The organism is Parageobacillus galactosidasius, from assembly GCF_002217735.1.
In the GTDB taxonomy this organism is placed as follows: domain Bacteria; phylum Bacillota; class Bacilli; order Bacillales; family Anoxybacillaceae; genus Parageobacillus_B; species Parageobacillus_B toebii.
In genome coordinates this window covers 1,588,922-1,613,242 of record NZ_NDYL01000002.1, presented here as the reverse complement: position 1 = coordinate 1,613,242, position 24,321 = coordinate 1,588,922, and the positions used below count along the sequence as shown (strand labels likewise).

Genomic DNA, 24,321 nt, shown 5'->3' with positions numbered 1-24,321 from the left:
CTGAAAGTGTTTGGAAATCAAATTTAAAAAAAATGGCAACAGCCGTTTCGAGTGAGAAGTTAGATGAGTGGTTATCCTAGAACTTAAGGGAGGGGTTCCCATGCTATCTTTATGGATGACTTTGCTTATATGTTTTGCCTGCTCCGTTATTTTAACCCCAATTGTAAAAAAATTAGCGTTTGCCATTGGAGCGACTGATAAGCCAAATCATCGAAAAGTCCATCAGAAAGTAATGCCGCGTTTAGGCGGTTTAGCGATATATATCAGCTTCTTGATTGGTTATTTTATTTTGCGCCCATGGAACGAGGATTGGATGTATATTTTGCTCGGAAGCTCGATTATCGTTGTTATCGGCATACTGGACGACATTTACGAACTTTCGGCAAAAATAAAGTTTTTGGGCCAGCTTATCGCCGCTTTTATTGTGGTGGTAATCGGAGGAATCCAAGTCACCTTCATTAACCTTCCGTTTGGCGGGGAACTGCACTTTGGGGTATTGAGCATCCCTATCTCTATTGTTTGGATTGTGGGAATTACTAATGCCATTAACTTAATCGATGGACTTGACGGACTGGCTGCGGGAGTGTCCGCGATCGCCTTAATTACTATTTCTGGAATGGCCATCATTATGGGCGACTGGTTCGTTTCCTCGATAGGATTCATTATGCTTGGAAGCACATTAGGGTTTTTATTATATAATTTCCACCCGGCGAAAATTTTTATGGGCGATACAGGTGCTTTATTTTTAGGATATATGATCTCCGTGTTGGCGCTGTTAGGGTTTAAAAACGTTACATTCATCTCGTTTGTTGTGCCTGTGCTCATTTTAGGAGTGCCAATTTCTGATACATTTTTTGCAATTATTCGCCGAATTGTTAAAAAACAGCCTTTATCTGCGCCTGATAAATCGCACTTGCACCACTGTTTGCTTCGGCTTGGATACAGCCATCGCCAAACGGTTCTCATTATTTATGGCATGAGCGCCTTGTTTGGACTTATCGCCGTTATTTTGTCACAGGCTGCTGTATGGGTATCGATGATTATATTAGTTATTGTCCTGCTTGCCCTTGAATTAGTGGCAGAAAAAATCGGCCTGGTCGACAGCAATTATCGCCCGATTTTAAAAATTGTTCGGGTCATCCGTTATGCCAATGGAAAACAAAATTAATAAAAAAGGTCATCTTGGGCTTCTGCCCAAGATGACCTTTTGCTTTTTATGGCTTACTGTTCTTCGTCGCTATTTTCATCGGTGCTGGTGCTGTCAGATGATTGCAAATGATTTTGGAGCGTTTCCCCTATTTCTTGTACGGAATCTTCATCTAACATGTAGTAATAAATCCCGTCGTTATGGTCTGTTCCTTTGAGATAGAGTGATTCAACCGTCAGCTTTTTGTCACCTATAACATAATGGACGAGAGATTTCATCTGATCAAACGTGAAGTTCGTTTTCATATTGCCCCCTACAGCTTCGATGACATCGTCATACTTTGTAATGGAGCTGGCCTCACTTGCTTTCTTCAAAATAGCTTTTAAAATTTGTTGCTGTCGTTTTCCGCGCTCGATATCGTTATCTTTCTTCCTGGTTCTCGCAAGGGCGAGCGCTTCTTCTCCGTTTAACGTATGGACTCCTTTTTTCAATACAATCGCATTATGGTGGTCTTCCGAGTCTTTTTCCTTAATGTCATAAGGAACCTCGACCTTAATTCCCCCTAGTGCATCCACCACATCGATGAAGGCGTAGAAATTCATTTTGACGTAATAATCGATATGAATGTCAAATAAATTTTCGATGGATTCGACCGTACATTTTGTGCCTCCATAAGCGTGCGCGTGTGTAATTTTATCGTATTTGTCTTCACAAGGGATATATACGTATGAGTCGCGCGGAATGCTCACCATTTTCACGGATTTGTCTTTTGCGTTAAACGTAGCAAGAATAAGCGCGTCCGATCGGGTATCGCTTTTAAATTTGCGCGACTTGCTATCGTCGATGCCGATAAACAGCACAGAGAAATTATCCTTTTTCGGATCAAGAGACTTTACATTGCCGTTTCCGATCTCTTCATACGACTTGTTAATCATCGATTCAGCTTTATGCATTAAAAATAAAGCATATCCTGCGGAACTGATTAGAAATAATAAACAGGGAACAAATAGCCAAAATAAAATGCGTCTTCTCCGTTTTTTCTTTTTCATCTTTTTAAGCCGTTTTCTTTCATTTACCATAATAGGAACTCCTTTTCACCGTTTTGACTTTATGTCCGCTTTAAGAGACGTCCGTTTCGAGATACTCCGTCTCCCCTTCTTTTATTTCCGCTCTTCCATTGGTAAGTTCCATCATCCATTCGATGAACGTTTGTTTTTTTTCTTCATCAACGAAAATTTCTAGCTCGACATTTTCTAAATAATGGATATCCTTTATAGTATATACAGAAGAGCGCAATTCATTTTCCACTTTTCCGAGCCATGTGTAGTCAATGACAACATGCATGACGCGCACAAGGCGGCGTTCGACAATGCCAGCTGCCTTAAGCCCTTCTGATACGGATTTTCCGTAAGCACGAACAAGACCGCCCGCCCCGAGTTTAATGCCGCCAAAATAGCGGGTGACGACGGCAACGGTATCTTTTAATCCTTTTTTCTTTAACACTTCCAGCATCGGAACGCCAGCGGTGCCGCTTGGCTCGCCGTCATCGTTCGCTTTTTGAATTTGGTCGTGTTCGCCGATGATATAGGCAGAACAGTTATGTGTTGCGTCCCAATGCTTTTTTTTAATTTGCTGGATAAACTCAATTGCTTCCTCTTCTGTTGTTGCTCTATTGATATAGCAAATGAAACGGGATTTTTCAATAATGATTTCGTTTTCTCCGTACCCTTTTACTGTGTAATATTTTTGTAACAAAACAAAAATCACCCCACTGTTACACAAAGGAGTTTCAAAAATTCGATAAGTTTTGGACAAAAACATGTTATACTAATTTAGTAGAAAAAGAAATAGATTGTTATTGTTATTGGATGCTTTTTTTATTATAAATCGACAACATTTTTCCTTCAAATAAATTTTTTTGGTGCAGATACACAAAATTAGAAAGCAGCGCAGCAAAGCGTTTACGGGGGATCTTGTATGTCTTCAAATAAAACGTTGGATGCAAAAGAATTAGATAAAATTGTCGAAAAAATGATCGACACCGTTCAACATAGCAAGGACGAAATTTTTCGGATCGGTGAACAGTCACGCCAAGAACATGAACAGCTGCTTCAAGAATTGTTGGAAGTGAAGATGCTAACCAAACAGACGATTGAAGAGGCGGATAAACTGGAAATACAAACCCGGCTGTCTCGGCAGCGCCTTGCGGAAGTAAGCAAGGATTTTTCGCTATATTCGGAAGAGGAAATTCGTGAAGCATACGAAAAGGCCCATGAATTGCACATGGAGCTGGCGATGATCCGCGAGCGGGAAAAACAGCTGCGGCTGCGGCGCGATGAGCTCGAGCGGCGCTTAGTTGGGCTGAAGGAAACGATCGAACGGGCAGAGCATTTAGTTGGACAAATTACGGTTGTTCTTGATTATTTAAACAGCGACTTCCGTCAAGTGGGGGAATTTATTGAAGGGGCTAAACAAAAACAAGAGTTTGGGTTAAAAATTATCGAGGCGCAAGAAGAGGAAAGAAAACGGCTATCGCGGGAAATTCATGATGGTCCAGCGCAAACGCTCGCCCATGCCATTCTTCGTTCCGACTTCATTGAAAAAGTGTTAAAAGATCGCGGTATTGAAGCGGCGATTGCCGAAATTCGCGATTTTAAAAAAATGGTTCGTTCTGCTCTTTATGAGGTACGAAGAATTATTTATGATTTGCGACCAATGGCGCTTGACGATTTAGGTTTAATTCCTACACTAAGAAAATACCTACAAACGATCGAAGATTATAATAGGGAGATTACCGTCTCCTTTGTACACATTGGTGAAGAAGTAAGACTACCGGCCCGAATGGAAGTTGCGGTGTTCCGTCTCGTTCAAGAATCAGTACAAAATGCCCTGAAGCATGCGGAAGCGACCGAAATTCAAGTGAGAACGGAAATGAATAACAACCAGCTGTTTGTGATGGTAAAAGATAATGGGAAAGGATTTGACACAACGGTAAAAAAAGAGAATGCTTTTGGACTTATTGGCATGAAAGAACGGGTCGAATTGTTGGAAGGGACATTAACGATTCGGTCAAAGATTGGATTCGGTACAACGATTTTCATTCGTATTCCGTTAAATGTATAACGTAACATAATCAAAAAAGGGAGGAGAGGTTATGAAAACACGCATCGCCATTATTGATGATCATCAACTATTTCGGGAAGGGATTAAGCGAATTTTAGAGTTTGAAGAGGAGTTTGAAGTCGTCGCAGAAGGCGCGGACGGAAGCGAAGCCCTTTCGATTGTAGAAGAGCATCGCCCTGACATTGTCATTATGGACATTAACATGCCGAACATCAACGGAGTAGAGGCAACGAAACAGCTGATTGAAACGTACCCTGATACAAAAGTTGTCGTTCTTTCGATTCATGATGATGAAAACTATGTGATGCGCGCATTGCAAACAGGGGCTACCGGCTATTTATTAAAAGAAATGGATGCAGATACATTGATTGAAGCGGTGAAAATCGTCGCAGAAGGCGGCTCGTACTTGCATCCGAAAGTGACGCACAATTTGATTCGCGAATACCGCCGGCTTGCATCGGAAAAAGGTGAAAACAAAGAAAGAAAACGCGAAGTTCGCTGGCCGCTTCATCTATTAACGCGCCGTGAATGTGAAGTATTGCAGCTATTAGCAGACGGAAAAAGCAACCGCGGTATCGGTGAGGCGCTATATATCAGCGAAAAAACGGTGAAAAATCATGTAAGCAACATTTTACAAAAATTAAATGTCAATGACCGTACACAAGCGGTCGTTGTCGCCATCAAAAACGGCTGGGTCGAAGTGCGCTAATGTTTGCGGAAAATGGCTGGACAATTTATTGCTATTGGATAATGAATTTCGTCCCTTTTTTTTGTTACAATAGGTAATAAAGACTAATGAACGAGGAAGGTATGAACGATGAAAACAGCCATTGTAACGGATAGCACCGCTTATATTCCGAAAGAAGTGCGCGATAAGCTAAGGATTCATATGATTCCGTTGAGCGTCTCGTTTGGCGCGGAAACGTATCGTGAGGAAATAGATATTAGCACGGAACAATTTTACGACAAAGTAAAGCAGCATAAAGAGCTGCCGACCACCTCCCAGCCAGCGGTTGGCGAATTTGTCAAACTATTTACATCGCTCCGTGACGAAGGATACGATGCGGTCATCAGCATACACCTATCAAGCGGCATTAGCGGAACATACCAAGGTGCACTGACGGCAGGGAATATGGTCGATGGTCTGCAAGTGTACGCGTATGATTCGGAAATCAGCTGCATGGCCCAAGGTTTTTACACGATCGAAGCGGCGAAGATGGCGCTTGATGGGAAAACGCCAGAGGAAATCATCGCACGGCTCGATGAAGTGAAAAAAACGTTGCGCGCTTACTTTATGGTAGACGATTTATCGCATTTGCAGCGCGGCGGAAGATTGACAGGCGCGCAGGCGTTCATCGGCGGACTACTGCAAATTAAGCCGCTGCTTCACTTTGAAAATAAAGTGATCGTTCCGTTTGAAAAAATTCGCACGCGCAAAAAAGCAGTGAAACGGATTGAAGAATTATTTGCCGAAGACGCCGCCAAAGGAGTGCCGCTCAAGGCGGCGATCATTCACGCGAATCGTCCAGACGAGGCGGAACAATGGAAGCAGGAACTGGCAAGCAAGTATCCGCATGTCGAATTCATGGTGAGCTACTTCGGCCCAGTCATCGGAACCCATCTTGGTGAAGGTGCGTTAGGACTAACATGGTATCAGCCGTAATCTTGCTGATCCCTATGCCGCAAAGCTTTATGCGGCATAGGGGTGAACAATATGAAATGGAGGGATCATATGCGTTTTATCGTGGATGAAGGAAGGTTGATCCCCGAAGCATTAGCCAAAACCAATGACCAAACTGCTAAACCGATCAGCCACATTGATGTCGCGTCTTCTATCCCAATGCACCCCGAGTTTCCTTACTCCCCAGAACTCCTTTCTTTTTTGGAAGGAAAACAGCTTCTCCTTGAAGAACTTCCGTTCCCCCTTGATCTCATTCAAGCACATTATGAACATGGCTATCTTGCTTACGAAAAAGGAATGATGAAAACAAAACATGGATGGCGCTGCATGAGGTGCGGAAACGAGGAGAATCATTTTTTCGCCTCATTTCCTTGTGCACGCTGTCAAGCGGTTTGTACATATTGCCGCAAATGCATTATGATGGGACGTGTCAGCACATGTACCCCGCTGGTTGTATCCCGCTTTTCTTTCCCTCAAGCTTGCTATTTTTCCCCGCTTTCCTGGAACGGAATATTATCCCAAGGCCAGCAGCGTGCTGCCGATGCGGTGGAGGACGCAATCGTGCGGAATGACGAATTGCTCGTATGGGCGGTTTGTGGCGCTGGAAAAACGGAGGTATTGTTTCCAGGCATCGCGCGGGCGCTTGAGATGGGAAAACGCGTATGTATTGCCACCCCAAGAACCGACGTCGTGCGCGAGCTTGCCCCCCGTTTGAAACAAGCATTTCCAAGCGTCCCATTGATCGCCTTGTACGGCGGCAGCGACGACCGCGGCAAATTCGCCCCTTTTGTTATTTCCACCACCCATCAGCTATTACGGTTTTACCGCGCTTTTGATGTGATGGTGATTGATGAAGTCGACGCCTTCCCGTATTCGATGGAACCGATGCTTGAATATGCTGTCGCAAAAGCGCGCAAAGAGACCTCCAGCCTTATTTATTTAACCGCAACCCCTCACCCGAAGTGGCAGAAGGAAATCAAGCGCGGCAAACGAAAAGCGGTCACCATTCCCGCCCGCTACCACGGTTTTCCCCTTCCTGTCCCGTCCTTCGAATGGTGTGGCAACTGGCGCAAGCAGTTAAAGCGCAGTCGTCTTCCCCGCAACGTCATCACCTGGGTGAAATTGCGCATTGAAACAGCAAAACAAGCGTTTTTATTCGTCCCCCATATTGATGAGCTCGAGCAAGTTGTACGTATATTGAAACAATTAGACGAGCGGATCGAAGGCGTTCACGCGGAAGATCCGAAGCGCGCGGAAAAAGTGCAAGCGTTTCGTGACGGTCGCATTCCGCTTCTTGTCACTACGACGATTTTGGAACGCGGCGTGACCGTTCCGAACATCGATGTTGCCGTGCTTGGCGCGGAAGACCGCATTTTTACGGAAAGCGCGCTCGTGCAAATTGCCGGCCGCGTCGGGCGAAGCGCTCAATTTCCAAGCGGTGACATCCGTTTTTTCCATTACGGAAAAACGCGGGAAATGGTCGCGGCGAAACGACAGATTGAGCGAATGAATAAGGAGGCTTCAGAAAGGGGGATGTTAAAAACGCAATGAAGTGCTTGATTTGCCATACGCCGTACAATCCGATGGTGAGTTGGCGGCATTTTTTGACATTAGAAAAAGCGGATTGTCTTTGTTCGAAATGCCGCAATGCGTTGATGAGGATTAACGGAGAAATTTGCGATATGTGCGGTCGCCCGTTTGCTGGTCTTGAACCATCCCATCGTAAAGAGCGATTATGCACGGATTGTGTTCGCTGGCAAGAGGACGACGAGTGGAAAGATGTGTTGACGAAAAATCGGTCGGTGTATATGTACAATGAATTTATGAAAGAAGTGGTTGCGATTTGGAAATTTCGCGGCGACTACGCGATGGTCGAAGCGTTTCAAGAAGAGTTTCGCCGTGAATTTTATCGTCATTTTGACCATACCTTTTTGATCGTTCCGATTCCCCTCAGCGCCGAGCGGCTGTACGAGCGAGGCTTTAACCAAGCAAAGGCGCTGGCCGAGCTACTCGCTCTCCCCATCCACGATATCCTCACACGCCATCACCTCGAAAAACAATCCAAAAAATCGCGCCATGAGCGATTGCGGACGGAAAACGTCTTTCAGTTTTCGGGAAAAATGCCTTTACAGGACAAGCATATTGTGTTAATCGACGATATTTACACGACAGGGACAACGTTAAGGCATGCGGCGAAGGTGTTGCGTCAGGCTGGAGCGATAGACGTCTCCTCCTTCACCCTCATTCGGTCATAACGAGTCAGTAAACATCCGCTTGAGATGTGCCGATATTAAAAGTAAGGACATGTCGAGCGGAGAGTGATAGTGATGGAAATTCGAAATTCCCTAGCAAGACAAGCAGCTTTCGTGCATGAACAACCGATCATATTAAAAAATGGTGAAACATATGAGGCAACGATAAAAGAAAAAATAAATACCAATGAAGCGATAATGAATATAAAAGGAACTGATATTCGTGTTCAAGTAGAAGGGGAATTGCCTCAAGAAGGACGTGTGATGATAGAGGTAACAGCTCAACAAGGCGATATTCCAGTAGTGAAAGTGATCCCACGACCTCAACCTGTAGCAAAGCCGCAAATGAATGATATCACAACACTTTTAACCAAACTCGGTGCAGGGGAAAATGTGCCTACTGAGTTAAAACAAGCGGCACAATTGTTACTATCTAAAGAAATGCCGCTAACGAAAGAAACGGTTGCCGTATTAAAAACGTTTTTCGCTGAAGCTCCGGGTACGGTTGAACAAAAACTGGATACGATTCGTGCTTTAGCAAATAAAAGATTAGAAGTAACGAACGCACAAATAACAGCGGTTCATGAGGCGCTGCACGGAAAGCCGCTGGGTGAAGTGTTAACATCCATCGCCAAACAACTGGATGCAAGTTTTACATTTACAAAACAAGAAATTGAAAACAATGGTCGTATTACAAAAGAAGCAATTGCGAATGTTCGTAAAGAAATTCAACGTGAGCCGAATTTTGCCAAAGTAATCGAACGCGTTGCCGAGTTAGCTAAAGCGGCAGAAACAGATGTATCGGAAGCCTTAAATAGAGCGGTGCGTGAAGCGGTTGTTTTCCATGAAAAAGGTCAAGAATCATTTGCCCGCGGTAAAATCGTGCAAACATTAGTGCTATTAGAGCAATCTGTCTCCCAGGAAACGCGCGTTCAACGTGGAATGAGCGAGCATGACCTAGTGGAACAAGTGAAAAAACTACGTGAGCATGTACAACGCGAGCCGTTAGTAGGAAAAGCGATTGTGATTGTAAAAGAAAAGATAGTAGATAACAAAAACATTTCTCATGATATTCAAGAAAAAATAGCCGCAACTCTCCAGGAAGTAGAGAGATTACGACAAATAGGACAGCCTCTTTCTGCCAAAGCAAAGTTAATGCAGGCATTGACACAAATGGAGGATGAAATAGCATCCAGCTCCAAAACGACAGAAGCGAAAGTTCATGATGGGGTCGAACAGACGGTACAGGCGTTGCGAAAAGCGAAAGACATCATTCGGAATACAAACAATTTACCGGAAGCGATTCAACGATTAAAAAATGAAGTTATTAGTCATGTAGATAAGAAAACGGCAGCAGAAATCGAAACACTCGTTGAGCGCTTGTCTATTGCTCAAAAAGCTGGCAAAGACCGCCTTATTCAAGCATTCGAACAAATTGAAAAAGAGCTTGCGCGCAAACAAGCCGGCCAAACAGAAAGACCGTTAGAAATGGCAAAGCAGCGAATAAATCAAGTTGGACAAACATTTCACACGAACGAAGCGAAGGCCCAACCGTCTCAAAATCTTACAGAACTAGTAAAAGACGTGCGCAATCAGGTCATGAAGGAAGCCGACTTAACGAAAGCGCTGGCGCATGTCCGTACGCAACTCATTCATAACAACTATGTGCCGGAGGAAGTACAACAAAAAGTCGATCAAGTTATCAAAAAAGCACAGGTGCTGAAAGCGAACGGGCAAGAACAAATAGCTCGCCATCAAGTCATTCAAGCATTAACGGAGCTGGAACAATCCGCTGAGCAAGCGAAACCGAACGTGCGCGATGTGGCGAACCAAGTCAAGCAAGTACGTGAGCAAGCGGCACGTGAATCGAACTTGTCCAAAGCAGTGGAACAAGTTCGTCAACACATCGTGGATGCGCCGGAAATGGATCGAGAAGTAGCGGAGAAAGTAAATCGAGCGTTGCGTAAAGTGGTGCAGCTTCAGCAAATAGGTCGCGAAGGCGAAGCCCGTACTCGCTTAGTCCAAGCATTAACACAAGCCGAACAAGAACTGCACATGCAAGAAACGGCAAATCAAGTGAAACAAGTACGCGAACAAGCAATACGTGAACCGAATCTCACCAAAGCGGTGGAGCACGTTCGCCAACATATCGTGGATGCGCCAGAAATGGATCGGGAAGTAGCGGAGAAAGTGAATCGAGCATTGCGAGAAGTGATGCAACTTCAACAGCAAGGCCGCGAAGTCGAGGCTCATGCTCGTTTAGTACAGGCGTTAACGCAGGCAGAGGAGACATTACGTGCCAATGAAACGGAACTTCAACCGTCTCAAAATCTTGCAGAACTAGTAAAAGACGTGCGTAGTCAGGTAATGAGGGAAGCCGACTTAACGAAAGCATTGGCACAGATTCGCACACAACTCGTTGATAACGACCGTGTGCCAGAGGAAGTGCGACAAAAAGTTGACCAAGTTATCAAAGAAGCGCAGGTGCTTAAAGAGAACGGACAAGAAGTAATGGCGCGCCGCCAAGTCGCTCAAGCGTTAACGGAACTAGAACAATCCATTGAACAAGAGAAACCAAATGTACGTGATGTTGCTGACCAAGTGAAGCAAGTTCGAGAACAAGCAGCACGCGAACCGAACCTGTCCAAAGCGGTGGAACAAGTTCGTCAACACATCGTGGATGTACCGAAAATGGATCGGGAAGTAGCAGAGAAAGTGAATCGAGCGTTACGTGAAGTGGTGCAACTCCAGCAAATGGGGCGAGAAGGCGAAGCCCGTGCTCGTTTAATGCAGGCGTTAGCACAAGTAGAGGAAACATTGCGTGCCAATGAATCAAAACCTCAATCGTCTGCGAATCTGATAGAACTAGTGAAAGACGTACGTAGTCAGGTCATGAAGGAAACCGACTTGACGAAGGCGCTGGCGCATGTTCGCACGCAGCTCGTTCATAACGACAGTGTGCCAGAGGAAGTGGGACAAAAAGTCGATCAAGTTATCAAAGAAGCGCAGATGCTGAAAGCGAATGGCCAAAAAACAATGGCGCGCCGTCAAGTTATTCAAGCATTAACGGAGTTGGAACAATCCGTTGAGCAAGCGAAACCGAACGTACGTGATATGGCGAACCAAGTGAAGCAAGTACGTGAGCAAGCATTGCACGAACCGAACCTGACCAAAGCAATGGAACAAGTTCGCCAACACATCGTGGATGTGCCGGAAATGGATCGGGAAGTAGCGGAGAAAGTAAATCGAGCATTGCGTGAAGTGATGCAGCTTCAGCAGCAAGGCCGCGAAGTCGAGGCTCGTGTTCGTTTAATGCAGGCGTTAGCACAGGCGGAAGAAGCATTGCGTGCCAATGAAGTAAAAACGCAACCGTCTCAAAATCTTGTAGAACTGGTGAAAGACGTGAGCAGCCAGGTCATGAAGGAAGCCGATTTAACGAAAGCGCTGGCGCATGTCCGTACGCAGCTTGTTCATAACGACAGCGTGCCAGAGGAAGTACAACAAAAAGTTGACCAAGTCCTTAAAGAAGCACAGGTTCTGAAAACGAACGGGCAAGAAGCGCTGGCGCGTCGTCAAGTTATCCAAGCGTTAGCGGAGGTAGAACAGTCTGTTGCACAAGAAAGACCAAACGTGCGCGATGTGGCGAATCAAGTGAAGCAAGTGCGTGAACAAGTAACACACGAACCGAATCTCACCAAGGCGGTGGAGCACGTTCGCCAACATATCGTGGATGCGCCGAAAATGGATCAAGAAATCGTGAAGAAAGTCGACCGAGTGTTACGCGAAGTCGCTCAACTTCAGCAAATGGGTCGAGAAAGCGAAGCTCGTGTTCGTTTAGACCAAGCATTAACACAAGCCGAACAAGAACTGCGCACACAAGAACCGGCAAATCAAGTGAAACAAGTACGCGAACAAGCAATACGTGAACCGAACTTGTCCAAAGCAGTGGAACAAGTTCGTCAACACATCGTGGATGCACCGGAAATGGATCGAGAAGTAGCGGAGAAAGTGAATCGAGCATTGCGAGAAGTGGTGCAACTTCAGCAAATGGGTCGCGAAATCGAGGCCCGTGTTCGTTTAATGCAGGCGTTAACGCAGGCAGAGGAAACATTACGTGCCAATGAAACGAAACCTCAGTCATCTCAAAAACTTGCGGAACTAGTGAAAGATGTACACAGTCAGGTCATGAAGGAAGCCGATTTAACAAAAGCATTGACACAGATTCGTACGCAACTTGTTCATAACAACGATGTGCCAGAGGAAGTGCGACAAAAAGTTGACCAAGTTATCAAAGAAGCGCAGGTGCTCAAAGAGGCCGGTCAAGAAGCACTGGCGCGTCGTCAAGTTATCCAAGCGTTAGCGGAGGTAGAACAGTCTGTTGCACAAGAAAGACCAAACGTGCGCGATGTGGCGAATCAAGTGAAGCAAGTACGCGAACAAGTAACACGTGAACCGAATCTCACCAAGACGGTGGAGCACGTTCGCCAACATATCGTGGATGCACCGGAAATGGATCGAGAAGTAGCGGAGAAAGTGAATCGAGCACTGCGTGAAGTCGTGCAACTTCAGCAAATAGGTCGCGAAATCGAAGCACGTACTCGCTTAGTCCAAGCATTAACACAGGCCGAACAAGAACTGCGCATACAAGAACCGGCAAATCAAGTGAAACAAGTACGCGAACAAGTCACACGCGAACCGAATCTCACCAAGGCGGTGGAGCACGTTCGCCAACACATTGTGGATGCGCCAGAAATGGGTCGGGAAGTAGCGGAGAAAGTGAATCGAGCACTACGTGAAGTGGTGCAACTTCAGCAACAAGGCCGAGAAGTTGAGGCCCGCGTTCGTTTAATGCAGGCGCTAACGCAGGCAGAGGAGGCATTGCGTGAAAACGCAGTGAAATCTCAACCGTCTCAAAATCTTGCAGAACTAGTAAAAGATGTGCGTAGTCAGGTAATGAGGGAAGTGGATTTAACGAAAGCATTGGTGCATGTTCGTACGCAACTTGTTGATAACGACGATGTGCCAGAGGAAGTGCGACAAAAAGTTGACCAAGTTATCAAAGAAGCGCAGACGCTGAAAGCGAACGGGCAAGAACAAATAGCGCGCCGTCAAGTTATTCAATCGCTAGCGGAGTTAGAACAATCCGTTGAGCAAGCGAAACCAGCAAAACAGATGATTGTCCGCGATGTGGCGAACGAAGTCAAGCAAGTGCGTGAACAAGTAACACACGAACCGAATCTCACCAAGGCGGTGGAACACGTTCGCCAACATATCGTGGATGCGCCGAAAATGGATCAAGAAATCGTGAAGAAAGTCGACCGAGTGTTACGCGAAGTCGCTCAACTTCAGCAAATGGGTCGCGAAAGTGAAGCGCGTGTTCGTTTAGTCCAAGCATTGGAGCAAGTGGAACAAGAACTGCGCACACAAGAACCGGCAAATCAAGTGAAACAAGTACGTGAACAAGCAGCACGCGAACCGAACTTGTCCAAAGCAGTAGAACAAGTTCGTCAACACATTGTGGATGCGCCAGAGATGGATCGGGAAGTAGCGGAGAAAGTGAATCGAGCATTGCGTGAAGTAGTCCAACTCCAGCAAATGGGTCGCGAAATCGAGGCCCGTGTTCGTTTAATGCAGGCGTTAACGCAGGCAGAGGAAGCATTGCGTGCCAATGAATCGAAGCCTCAATCGTCTGTGAATCTTATAGAACTGGTGAAAGATGTACGCAGCCAAGTAATAAAGGAAGCCGATTTAACAAAAGCATTGGCGCATGTTCGTACGCAGCTTGTTCATAACGCCCATGTGCCTGTGGAAATACAACAAAAAATAGAAAAAGCAGTCAAAGATGTTTTGATGTTACAACAAACCGGCCGGGAAACATTCGCGAAAAACCATCTCATTCGCACGCTTGAACAAGTAGAAAAAGCTGTAGCAGCAAAAGAACAAAAGCCGCAAGTTGATCTGCTTGAAACGATTCAACAAGTAAAACAAACAATCGACAAAGCGGAGACCATCGAAGAAGCGATCCGAGAAATACGCCAGCAGCTTCATCGTTTTTCCGATAAGAACATCGCAACGCAGTTGACAAAAGCAATGTTCGAAGCGGCAAAACTTGATAAAAGCGGTCGCGAGCAGCTTCTTGCGAGTCTTACAAATTTAGAAAACGAACACATGAAGGATATAACGAATGAAAAAGAAATATTCAACCAACATGTATATGATGCTGTTCGCAAAGCCATCAAAACAATCCATCGTGAAGCAAACTTAGAAAAAGCGATCGACTTTATTAAAACGGAAACGATGCCGCGATTAACCGAAGAACCAGAGCTCGGGAAAAAACTAGCGGACTCTTTCACGAAGGCATTGCAGCTGAAAGAAAACGGAAGAGAACTTGCTGCAAGACAAACGATGCTAGAAACATTGACGGAAATCGAAACATCATTGCCTTCAGCGGTCAACGAAAAAACCGATCCATCAACTAGCTTAGACAACCTTTTCGATTCCGAATGGCAAACAAGCATACAATTGCAAACAAAAGATATCATTGTACAAACCGTTACGAAAAAAATGTCGCAAGCGGCGATTGACTTTAAAAATATAAAACGCGACATTATGCGTAATTTAGAGACGATTTCGCAATTAATTGAGAAATATAAACAAAGCGCCCAACCTCAGGCGAAACAGCTTTTAGAAACGACAATCAAGCAATTAGACAACGCCATTTTAAAAAGCGATATGATGTTATTTACCGATATGATGACAGAAAAACAATTAATGAAAGCAAGTTCACAGCTCGCCGAGGCGAGAAAACGATTAAATAAAGGCGACTATAGCGGCGCACAAAAAATCGTGAAAGAAGTAAAAGATGTACTCGCAAAAATGCAATTTAAACCATCTGATGTGAAAGTGAAACATTTTGTGGCAAACGAAAGTTTAAAGTTTGCCGGTTCGCCAAAAGAATTTTTAACGCAGATGAATAAAACGGTTCAACCTTTTGCGCTTGAACCATCAGCACGGCAAATGTTTGAAACGATTCGCCGGCTCGGTTTAACTCATGATTACGAAGTCGCTGAATCGCTCGTTTTTAAAGGAAACAATGAAGAAGTGCCACAACAAAATATGAAGGCAATGTTCTTGAAACTTGCCCAAAGCGGAAACGAGCAAGTAGCACAACAAGCGGAACAAGCGTTAAATAATCTTACGGGGCAACAACTGTTAAATAAATTTGATGCAGGCGCGAATGTGCAAAGCTTTTTCTTCACGTTACCGCTGTTATTACAAAATGAAGTACGAAGCATAAAAGTGTATGTGAATTCTCGCAAAGACGGCGAACGAATTGACTGGGAAAATTGCAGTTTATATTTCTTGCTTGAGACGAAAAAATTGGGCGATATTGGGATTTTACTGAATGCAAATGAAAGAAATCTTTCGATTACGTTTCGTAACGACAAAGAGGATTTTACGGAGAAGATCCAACCACTTATCGATGTCGCCAAAGAAAGATTAGAAGAAATTGGTTATCGTGTGACCGGAGTGAACGTGACAAAATTATCGAAAGAAAATATGCCAATGAAAGAGTCGAAACCGATATCACAGACACCATCTTATGCAACATTTACGGAGAAAGGATACGATTTTACAATATGATCCAAAAATATTTTAACCAAAAAAAACGAAGTCAAATAAACGGTCCCACAGCAGCGGTTATTCGTTACGATGAAGAAACCGGAAAATCACCGACTGTCGTCGCTCAAGGAACAGGATATGTGGCGCAAAAGATTATTGAATTAGCGAAACAACATAACGTTCATATCCAAGAAGATCCACTCCTTGTGCAAAACTTGTTAAACCTTGATTTAGGTGACAGCATTCCCCCGCAACTATACGCTGTCATTGCAGAAATTTTGTTATTAATAGAAGAAATAGAAAAAAACTATTAAACTACGTGCATAAATGGCCGATATAAAAAATAGAGAGCAAACGGGGGTGTACAATTTGGAGGTCCTCACTGAAGAAATTGTTTATAAAAAAAATTCCCAACAACTAACGGCCCTGCTTTATGAAGGACTCATTGAAAGTTTAGAAGCAGCGATTACATTGATTGAACAAAAAAATTATATAGACGCCAATAAACGGCTGCAAAAAGCCAATGATATTCTCCGCCGGCTCGGTGTCGGGTTAAAATATGATGCCGGCATTATCGCTCATCAATTAGATGCGCTTTACAACTATATGGCAGAACGTCTCATTGAGGCCAATATGAAGAAAGACGTTTCCATCATTAAAGAAGTGCTTCAATTAATAATGACGATTTCATCTGCTTGGAACGAAGCGTTAAAAAAAGAACCGCAGCCAGTGCCAAAATCGTTTATGCAAAAAGCAGCAGCTTACGAAAAATTTGTGACCACATACGAAGAAAAATAGGATAAAGGAGCGAATAAACATGAGAATTAATCATAACATTCAAGCATTAAACGCCTATCGCAACTTAGCGGCAAACCAATTAAGCGTCTCTAAAAACTTAGAAAGATTATCATCTGGTTTGCGAATTAACCGCGCGGCAGACGATGCGGCTGGTCTTGCCATCTCTGAAAAAATGCGCTCGCAAATCCGCGGACTTCAAATGGCAGAACGCAATGCGTTAGACGCAATCTCGCTCATTCAAACGGCGGAAGGGGCTTTAAACGAAGTACACAGCATCTTGCAGCGTATGAGAGAATTGGCAGTGCAGGCTGCGAATGATACGAATACAAATGAAGATCGCATGCATATTCAAAGCGAAATCAATCAACTCGCGGACGAGTTAAACCGTATTGGGAATAGTACAGAATTTAACAAAATAAAATTGCTTGACGGTAGTATCCAAAAGACTGAGGCGCTACCAGCAACGTATATTAGCGACCCAATTAGTGGAAATATTGAGATTCGTAGCACTGAAACCAATGCGAAAGTCACAGGTGGATCAATTTCAACAGCTGTGGAAATTCATGGAGATAAAGCAGGCTACGTTACAGGCAGTGTTAATTTATCTGATAGTGCTTTATCGGCTTCATCTATTACTATTGATAGCTCGAATAACGAATTGACTTTAGAAGTAGGGGATGGAACAATTGCTACAATTGTTCTTGATATAGCTGCTCAAGGTGGAACAAGTTTAACATTTGACGGTACATCAGGAAAAACAAGTGCAGACTTGTTAGCGGTTATCAATAACGCTATTACATCATCACCTGACTTAAATGGAAAAGTAACGGCTAGTATTGATGCAAATGGTTATCTAATTTTTACGGATTTATCTAGAACTGGTAATGGTAGCTATGTGAAAGTCAATGGTGGAAATGCATTAGGGACATTAATCGGCACAGCAACGAGAGTAGACGGAATTCCAGCCAATAACACTCTTACATTTGATTTTACTGACGGTGCGGGCGGTCCTGACGGTACAGTTACAATTACTCTTACGAATAAGGTATATAATACAGTAGACGAAATTGTAACAGAAATAAACAATAAACTAGGATCTTACAACGTTACTGCTCTGAACGATGGTGGAAAAATCGTGCTTCAAGCAAATGATAGCGGATCTGATAGTTCTATTAAAAATGTAGGCGGCTCCGCTGCTGCGTCATTATGGTTAGTCAATGCGGAAGAAACACCAGGGCTTGATATTAACAATCAAATTTCCTTTAAACTAAACGGCAATGCATACACAGCAATTATTCCTGATGGTAACTATACTGATCGCAGTGTACTAGCGCTAACGATTCAAAATGCAATTAATCAAGCCACTAACAATGGTGAAGCGGATATTACAGTAAAAGCTGTTGGAGATCACTTCGTATTTGAAACTGGTTCTGTTGGTCAATCAGCTACATTTGAAATTACTTCTCCAAATAATGATCTTGGATTAACTGCTCGTGAAGAAAAAGGGCAAGACGCAATTAATGTAGATGTTAATCTACAAATTGGTGCAAACGAGGGACAGCAATTTGCATTCAGTATTGCTGATATGAGAGCCAAAGCACTTGGTATTACGGGATCAAGTTCTGGTAATCAGACATATACAGGTGCTGATGGTAGCGTGATTTCTGTTAATTACTCTGCAAATACAGTTAAAAATGGACAAAACATTGAATATGTTATTAATATTTCAGATGCTCAATCAGCAAGTAAAGCTATCACCGTAATTGATAATGCAATTACTCTAGTATCAACCGAGCGTGCGAAATTAGGAGCGATTCAAAATCGTCTAGAACACACCATTAACAACTTAAAAACGGCAAACGAGAACTTAACATCTGCAGAGTCGCGCATTCGCGATACCGACATGGCGCAGGAGATGGCAGAGTTTACGAAAAACAATATCTTAACCCAAGCAGCACAAGCGATGCTCGCGCAATCAAACCAGCTGCCGCAAGGAATTTTGCAGCTGTTGAAAAGCTAATACGCTTCGTTGATGAAGGGGTGGGTCAACAAGACCTCGCCCTTTTTTTGTAGTTGTGCAATAATGATGGTAACAAGAGGTGATGACAATGGAAGTGCAGAAAGTAACAAGGGCAAATGTATCGAACGTTAGCCGTAAAGAAGAAACAGCGATGGAATCGGTGTCGTTTACCGAAGTGATGGCGAAAAAACGAAATGACATTGTCTGGGAACGCGTGCAGCAACAAGTCCAACAAATCGAAGAACAAGGGAAAAAGCTCGCCGAATCGCGAACGATCGAGGACTTGAAAAAATATAAACAGCTTGTCAAGCAATTTTTGGACGACGCCGTCAAAAACGGCCTACAGTTGGAAGAACAGCGCGGATTCAGCCGCGGCGGACGGGCGCGCATTTATAAAATCGTCAAAGAAGTGGACCGCAAATTAATCGAATTAACAAATAACGTATTGCAAAAGGAACAAAAAGGACTGGATATATTGCGCATCGTGGGGGAAATTCAAGGACTCATTATTAACATTTACACGTAAATGAAAGCGGGGAGGGGAAAACGATGGGAGAGCTTACAAACTGTCCGAGATGCGGGCGGCTTTTTGTCAAACATTCCATTCGTGATGTTTGCGAACAGTGCTATAAAGAAGAAGAGGTATTGTTTGAAAAAGTGTATCAATTTCTCCGTAAACGCGAAAACCGCACTGCCACGATGGCGCAAGTCGTCGAGGCGACGGGAGTAAGCGAATCGCTCATTACGAAATGGATTAAAATAGGGCGGCTCCAGCTTGTTCATTTTCCAAATCTCGGCTATCCTTGCGAATCGTGCGGCACGATGATCCGCGAAGGGCAACTTTGTCCGAAATGTAGAACAAGGATTCAAACACAATTAAAGCAGCTTGAGGAAGAAAAACAGCGACAACGACAAAGAATGGTAACTTATTATGTCCAAAAAAATGAGGAGCATTAAACATTCACTTCTTTGTTCCGATATAAATAGTAGGCAGATGAACGTTGATGGAGAAAAGCGAGGTGAACAGCGTGAAAATTCATCATGTCGGCTCGATGAACGTTAATCCGTATGAGCGGCAGTTTAATAAAGTGGAGCGGCAAGTTCCGTCTACAAGAAAAAAAGATCAAGTCGAAATTTCTGAAGCGGCGAAAGAATTGCAGGAAGCGTCGAAATGGGAAAGCGCTCGCCAAGAAAAAGTCGAACAGTTAAAACAACAAGTGCAAAACGGGACGTACACGATTGACCCGAAAGCAATCGCGAAAAGCATCATTGAATATTATCGAAAACAATAAAAACGGAGCGAACGATGATGACGTTTTCTGGGCTTATTTCGATATTAGAGGCACAAGCGAAACTGCATGAAAGTTTATACAAGCTCGCCCAGCGCAAAACGGAAGCGTTGAAAAAAAATGACATGGATGCATTGTCGATGTTAATGAACGAAGAACAAAAACATATTTTCGCCATTCGACAGTTCGAGGAACGGCGAGTGCGCTGGATGGAAAAAACATTTCCAAACGCGCAAAACATGACGATCACCCGTTGCATTGAGCTTGCCGATAAAACGGAACGAGAGAAACTTACCAAGCTATATGAACGGTTGACGGAAACGATCACACAACTCAAACAGGCAAATGAATTAAATAAACAGCTCTTGGAACAGTCGTTGCAGTTCGTTTCAGCTATGTTGGATGTGGCCATGCCATCCGCCCAGCCGATTACGTATAACGAAACGAACCAATACGAAGAGTCGTTAAACCGCTCCATATTCGAGTCAAAGGCTTAAGGAGAATAAGCATTAAGGAGGTGTAGACCTGGTTGCTAAAATCGTTGTCGTGTACTGACCGATGGAAGGAATGGTGCACGACAGATGCCGTCGCTAACCGCGATCCACGGGGTGTCTTTCACAGCAGGTGAATGACAAGGGAAATTCCCTTCCTGATGGAACTCAGGTGTTTCCTGAGCGGCAAGCTGTTTGGCTGGTTCCATCGCGATGAGTCGATTTTTATAGATTTTAGTAACCAGGAGAACGATGCTTTCGACATTTCACGGATTAGAAGCCGCCAAACGCGGCATGATGACCCAGCAAGCCGCACTTTACGTAACAGGGCATAACGTCGCGAACGCGAATACACCTGGATATACAAGACAGCGCGTCAATTTTGTACAGACGGAGCCATTTCCCTCCCCTGGTCTGAATCGTCCGCAAATCCCAGGGCAGATGGGGACAGGTGTAAAAGCAGGTTCGATTGAGCGTGTGCGCGAATACTTTTTGGACATTCAATATCGCGGGGAAAACAACAAGCTTGGTTATTGGGAAGCGCGCGCGGATGCCATCGCCAAGATGGAAGACATCATGAACGAACCGTCGGATAACGGATTGGCAAAAACGATGGATCAGTTTTGGCAAGCGCTGCAAGACTTAAGTGTCAATCCTGAAAACGAAGGGGCGCGGTCTGTCGTGCGCCAGCGCGGACTTGCCGTAGTCGAAACGTTCCATTATTTATCCAACTCGTTATCGCAAATTCAAACCGATATCGGCACGCAGATTGGTGTAACGGTCACGCAAATCAACTCGCTTGCCAAACAAATTAGCGAACTGAACAAACAAATTGCGAGCGTCGAACCGAATGGCTATTTGCCGAACGATCTGTATGACGAACGCGACCGTCTTATTGACGAGCTTTCCAAACTGATTAATGTACAAGTCGAAAAACACCCAACCGGCGGCAACGCGCCAGCAACGGCGGAAGGGACATATGATATTTATTTCCTCAACGGAAACGAAAAAGTATATCTCGTCCAAGGCGGGGATTTTCAATCCATTTCATTTCCAGATGGTCAAGATGTGGACGGGGACAAAGAGTACATCAAGGAAATGCCGCCAGTTACGGGAGTCACAGAGTTGCAAGTGGGTGGCACGTCCGTTTCCTTCACCAGCAACAATCAAGTCACATTTCCAATGGGCAAACTGCGCGGACTCATCGAAGCGTACGGCTACGTAAACGGGCAGGATAGCAACGGTCAGCCAATCGTCACGGGCATTTATCCGGATATGTTAAATAACTTAGATAAGCTTGCTTATACATTCGGTAAATTGTTTAATGCAGTTCACGAAAAAGGATATGGGCTCAACGGCGAAACGGGTGTTTCCTTTTTCGATGGGCTTGGTCAAGAAGAAAAAGGAGCGGCAAAAACGATTCGTCTTTCTGCCGATATTGACGACCTTGCGAACATTGCTGCTTCCACGGAATATGGAAAGCCAGGAAACGGAAACAATGCGATTAATCTCGCCAACGTCGGGAGTATGTTGCTATCCTCGAATACAATTAGTTTAATTGGTACATCTGCAACCATTCAGATGAGTGACTTACAATTGCCGTTGACTTCTGGCACGATCCAAACGAACTACCAAGGCTGGATCGGCAAACTCGGTGTCGACGGCCAGCAAGCCAACCGGATGAAAAACAATAGCGACGTCCTCCGCCAATCAGTGGAAGAGCGCCGTCAATCAGTTAGCTCCGTATCTCTTGATGAGGAAATGATGAACATGATTAAATTCCAACACGCTTATAACGCGGCAGCGCGGCAAATTACCGTTGTCGATGAAATGCTCGATAAAATCATCAACGGAATGGGAATCGTCGGAAGGTAGGTGACTAAACGTGCGCGTGACACAAAACATGCTGGCAAATAATATGCTAAAACATTTGAGCGCTAGCTATGCGAACTTAGGAAAATATCAAGAACAGCTTTCCACGGGAAAGAAAATTAACCGCCCATCGGATGACCCTGTCGTGGCGATGAAAGGGATGGCGTATCGCACCAACTTAACGGAAGTCGAACAGTTGAAACGCAATTTTTCCGAAGCGTACAACTGGATTGAAAACTCAGACGCGGCGCTCGATAAAGCGACACAAGCGTTGCAGCGCATTCGTGAGCTTGTCGTGCAGGCAAGTAACGACACGTATGAAGAAACGCAGCGCCAAGCGATCTCGCAAGAAATTAAACAGCTGACCGAACAGTTGGTGACGATCGCTAATACGAAAGTCGGCGACAAATATATTTTTAATGGTACAAACACGTTACAGGCTCCTGTGCAAATGGTGAACGGTTCCATTACAACATCGAACAATGCAGAAGAAGTAAAAATCGAATTAGCGAAAGGTATTTATATTGGTGTCAACGTGGATCCAACGAAAGTGTTCCATTATGACGCTTCACAAAAAGGAAAAGGATTGTTCAGCGATTTGCAGTCGCTTGCTAACGATTTGGACGATCCGACCAAGACAGGAAAAGATATTAACGAATACCTCGGCTATATTGATCAGCATATTACAAATCTACTAGGTGTCCGCGCCGAGTTAGGGGCGCGCATGAACCGCGTCGAATTAATGGAAGACCGCATTAACCAGCAAGAAGTGATTGCGAAAAAAGTGTTGTCGGATAACGAAGACGTCGATATGGAACGTGTCATTACTGATTTAAAAGTGCAAGAAAGTGTCCATCGGGCTGCATTAGCGGTCGGTGCGCGCATTATCCAGCCGACGTTGGTCGACTTTTTACGATAAGCTAGCTTTTTAGCTGGCTTTTTTCTTATCATGTTTCGATTCCGCTCACCTAGTGCGGCGGTGTCGGCAAGGAGGAACTGTTGATGCGTATTCCGCAGCTTCGTATGGAAGCGACATTCGCAAAACTTTCGATTTCCACCGAACCTGCACAACTGGAAATCACACAACCGCCAGCTGAAATGACGATCGAACAGCCAAAGCCAGAACTGGAGATCAACGTCATCCGTCCGCGCCTGACAATCGACCAGTCGCAGGCATGGGCAGAGATGAATTTAAAACATGTGTTTCGGCTTATCGAGGACGCGGCAAAAGACGGTTACGAAACATGGCTGTCGTACGTAGCGATAGTTTCTGCGCAAGGCGACGAATTGATGAAAATCGAAAATGGAGGCGATGTTATCGCCGAGCAGGCGCAAGCAAACAGCGAAGGCCCGCCGCTCGAATTCAACATCGGTTTTGTGCCGTCACCGTTTAGCGTCAAAATCGACTACGAACCGGGCAAACTGATCATGGATTGGAAAATTCATAAGCCGCTCATTGACGTAAAACCGCACCAGCCAATTATCCATTACAAACAAGGAGCGGTGCATATTGATTTAGCACAGCGCAACTCGCTGCGCATCGACATTGTCACGTAAATACGAATCGAGGGATGAATAAATGAAAATCGCGACAAAATATCACGGAGACATTGAAATTCATGAGAAGGACATCGTTCGTTTTGAACAAGGAATTCCAGGGTTTTTAGAGGAAAAACAATTTGTCTTATTACCACTCGAAGACACACCGTTTATCATTTTACAATCGGTGAACACACCCGCACTCGGTTTTGTCTTAATCGAGCCGTTTTCGTACTTTCCAACGTACGAAATCGAACTCGATGACAACACGCTCGAGCAGCTACAAATCACTGGCGAGCAAGACGTCGCCTTATACGTTATTTTAACCGTCGCCGACCCGTTCGACGACACAACGGCGAATTTGCAGGCTCCGATTGTCATTAACGTCCATAAACGCCTTGGAAAGCAAGTTATTTTAACAAACACGAACTACAAAACGAAACATCGCCTCTTTCCTGAAAAAGTGGCGAAATAAAGGAGGCGGCA

20 protein-coding genes are annotated in these 24,321 nt (G+C 44.5%); 18 read left to right on the top strand and 2 right to left on the bottom strand.

Annotated features, from left to right (window positions below; all coding sequences use genetic code 11):
- The first annotated feature begins 100 nt into the window (after positions 1–100).
- Positions 101–1,168, top strand: coding sequence for a glycosyltransferase family 4 protein (locus B9L23_RS17855; RefSeq protein WP_089098125.1), 1,068 nt, complete (start codon positions 101–103; stop codon positions 1,166–1,168).
- Positions 1,169–1,221: 53 nt separating this feature from the next.
- Here B9L23_RS17855 and B9L23_RS17850 read toward each other — a convergent pair whose 3' ends face one another.
- The gene (locus tag B9L23_RS17850) at positions 1,222–2,226 is read right to left on the bottom strand and encodes an LCP family protein (RefSeq protein WP_089098124.1); all 1,005 of its coding nucleotides are present in this window, start codon (positions 2,224–2,226) and stop codon (positions 1,222–1,224) included.
- Positions 2,227–2,266: 40 nt separating this feature from the next.
- Positions 2,267–2,902, bottom strand: coding sequence for a YigZ family protein (locus B9L23_RS17845; protein WP_062679038.1), 636 nt, complete (start codon positions 2,900–2,902; stop codon positions 2,267–2,269).
- 222 nt (positions 2,903–3,124) lie between these two features.
- On the opposite strand from B9L23_RS17845, the gene B9L23_RS17840 reads away from it, so the two are divergent.
- From B9L23_RS17840 to fliW, 17 genes are all read left to right on the top strand, one after another.
- Entirely contained in the window at positions 3,125–4,270 is a 1,146-nt protein-coding gene (locus tag B9L23_RS17840) for a sensor histidine kinase (protein WP_089098123.1), read from the top strand.
- Between the two features lie 31 nt (positions 4,271–4,301).
- Positions 4,302–4,979, top strand: coding sequence for a response regulator (locus B9L23_RS17835; RefSeq protein ID WP_015865096.1), 678 nt, complete (start codon positions 4,302–4,304; stop codon positions 4,977–4,979).
- 108 nt (positions 4,980–5,087) lie between these two features.
- Positions 5,088–5,933 (top strand): DegV family protein, encoded by an 846-nt coding sequence (locus B9L23_RS17830; protein WP_089098122.1) that lies wholly within the window; start codon positions 5,088–5,090, stop codon positions 5,931–5,933.
- Positions 5,934–6,002: 69 nt separating this feature from the next.
- Positions 6,003–7,502: an ATP-dependent helicase ComFA gene (locus tag B9L23_RS17825; RefSeq protein ID WP_089098121.1), complete on the top strand. Its 1,500-nt coding sequence runs from the start codon at positions 6,003–6,005 to the stop codon at positions 7,500–7,502.
- Positions 7,499–8,206 (top strand): ComF family protein, encoded by a 708-nt coding sequence (locus B9L23_RS17820; RefSeq protein ID WP_089098120.1) that lies wholly within the window; start codon positions 7,499–7,501, stop codon positions 8,204–8,206. Before B9L23_RS17825 ends, B9L23_RS17820 begins: the two co-directional genes overlap by 4 nt.
- Positions 8,207–8,278: 72 nt before the next feature.
- Positions 8,279–15,847: a hypothetical protein gene (locus tag B9L23_RS17815; protein ID WP_089098119.1), complete on the top strand. Its 7,569-nt coding sequence runs from the start codon at positions 8,279–8,281 to the stop codon at positions 15,845–15,847.
- A complete protein-coding gene (locus B9L23_RS17810) occupies positions 15,844–16,140 on the top strand; it encodes an EscU/YscU/HrcU family type III secretion system export apparatus switch protein (protein ID WP_015865091.1) in 297 nt (98 codons plus the stop codon). The genes B9L23_RS17815 and B9L23_RS17810 overlap by 4 nt, the downstream gene beginning before the upstream one ends.
- 55 nt (positions 16,141–16,195) lie before the next feature.
- A complete protein-coding gene (gene fliS / locus B9L23_RS17805) occupies positions 16,196–16,624 on the top strand; it encodes a flagellar export chaperone FliS (protein WP_062679044.1) in 429 nt (142 codons plus the stop codon).
- A gap of 19 nt (positions 16,625–16,643) precedes the next feature.
- On the top strand, positions 16,644–18,644 hold the full coding sequence (locus tag B9L23_RS21235) for a flagellin N-terminal helical domain-containing protein (RefSeq protein WP_245842449.1): 2,001 nt from the start codon (positions 16,644–16,646) through the stop codon (positions 18,642–18,644).
- An 88-nt stretch (positions 18,645–18,732) separates the two neighbouring features.
- Positions 18,733–19,170 carry a YaaR family protein gene (locus B9L23_RS17795; RefSeq protein ID WP_062756132.1) on the top strand — a complete coding sequence of 146 codons (438 nt, stop codon included), beginning with the start codon at positions 18,733–18,735 and terminating at the stop codon, positions 19,168–19,170.
- Positions 19,171–19,193: 23 nt separating this feature from the next.
- Positions 19,194–19,601: a TIGR03826 family flagellar region protein gene (locus B9L23_RS17790; protein WP_089098118.1), complete on the top strand. Its 408-nt coding sequence runs from the start codon at positions 19,194–19,196 to the stop codon at positions 19,599–19,601.
- Between the two features lie 71 nt (positions 19,602–19,672).
- Positions 19,673–19,936, top strand: coding sequence for a flagellar biosynthesis anti-sigma factor FlgM (gene flgM, locus B9L23_RS17785; protein WP_062756135.1), 264 nt, complete (start codon positions 19,673–19,675; stop codon positions 19,934–19,936).
- A 14-nt stretch (positions 19,937–19,950) separates the two neighbouring features.
- A complete protein-coding gene (locus B9L23_RS17780; RefSeq protein WP_245842447.1) occupies positions 19,951–20,430 on the top strand; it encodes a flagellar protein FlgN in 480 nt (159 codons plus the stop codon).
- A gap of 246 nt (positions 20,431–20,676) precedes the next feature.
- Positions 20,677–22,299: a flagellar hook-associated protein FlgK gene (gene flgK, locus B9L23_RS17775; RefSeq protein WP_089098116.1), complete on the top strand. Its 1,623-nt coding sequence runs from the start codon at positions 20,677–20,679 to the stop codon at positions 22,297–22,299.
- 10 nt (positions 22,300–22,309) lie between these two features.
- Positions 22,310–23,215 carry a flagellar hook-associated protein FlgL gene (gene flgL / locus B9L23_RS17770; protein WP_089098115.1) on the top strand — a complete coding sequence of 302 codons (906 nt, stop codon included), beginning with the start codon at positions 22,310–22,312 and terminating at the stop codon, positions 23,213–23,215.
- 83 nt (positions 23,216–23,298) lie between these two features.
- Positions 23,299–23,853: a DUF6470 family protein gene (locus B9L23_RS17765; protein ID WP_089098114.1), complete on the top strand. Its 555-nt coding sequence runs from the start codon at positions 23,299–23,301 to the stop codon at positions 23,851–23,853.
- A gap of 22 nt (positions 23,854–23,875) precedes the next feature.
- Positions 23,876–24,310 (top strand): flagellar assembly protein FliW, encoded by a 435-nt coding sequence (fliW, locus tag B9L23_RS17760; protein WP_089098113.1) that lies wholly within the window; start codon positions 23,876–23,878, stop codon positions 24,308–24,310.
- The last annotated feature ends 11 nt before the right edge of the window (positions 24,311–24,321 follow it).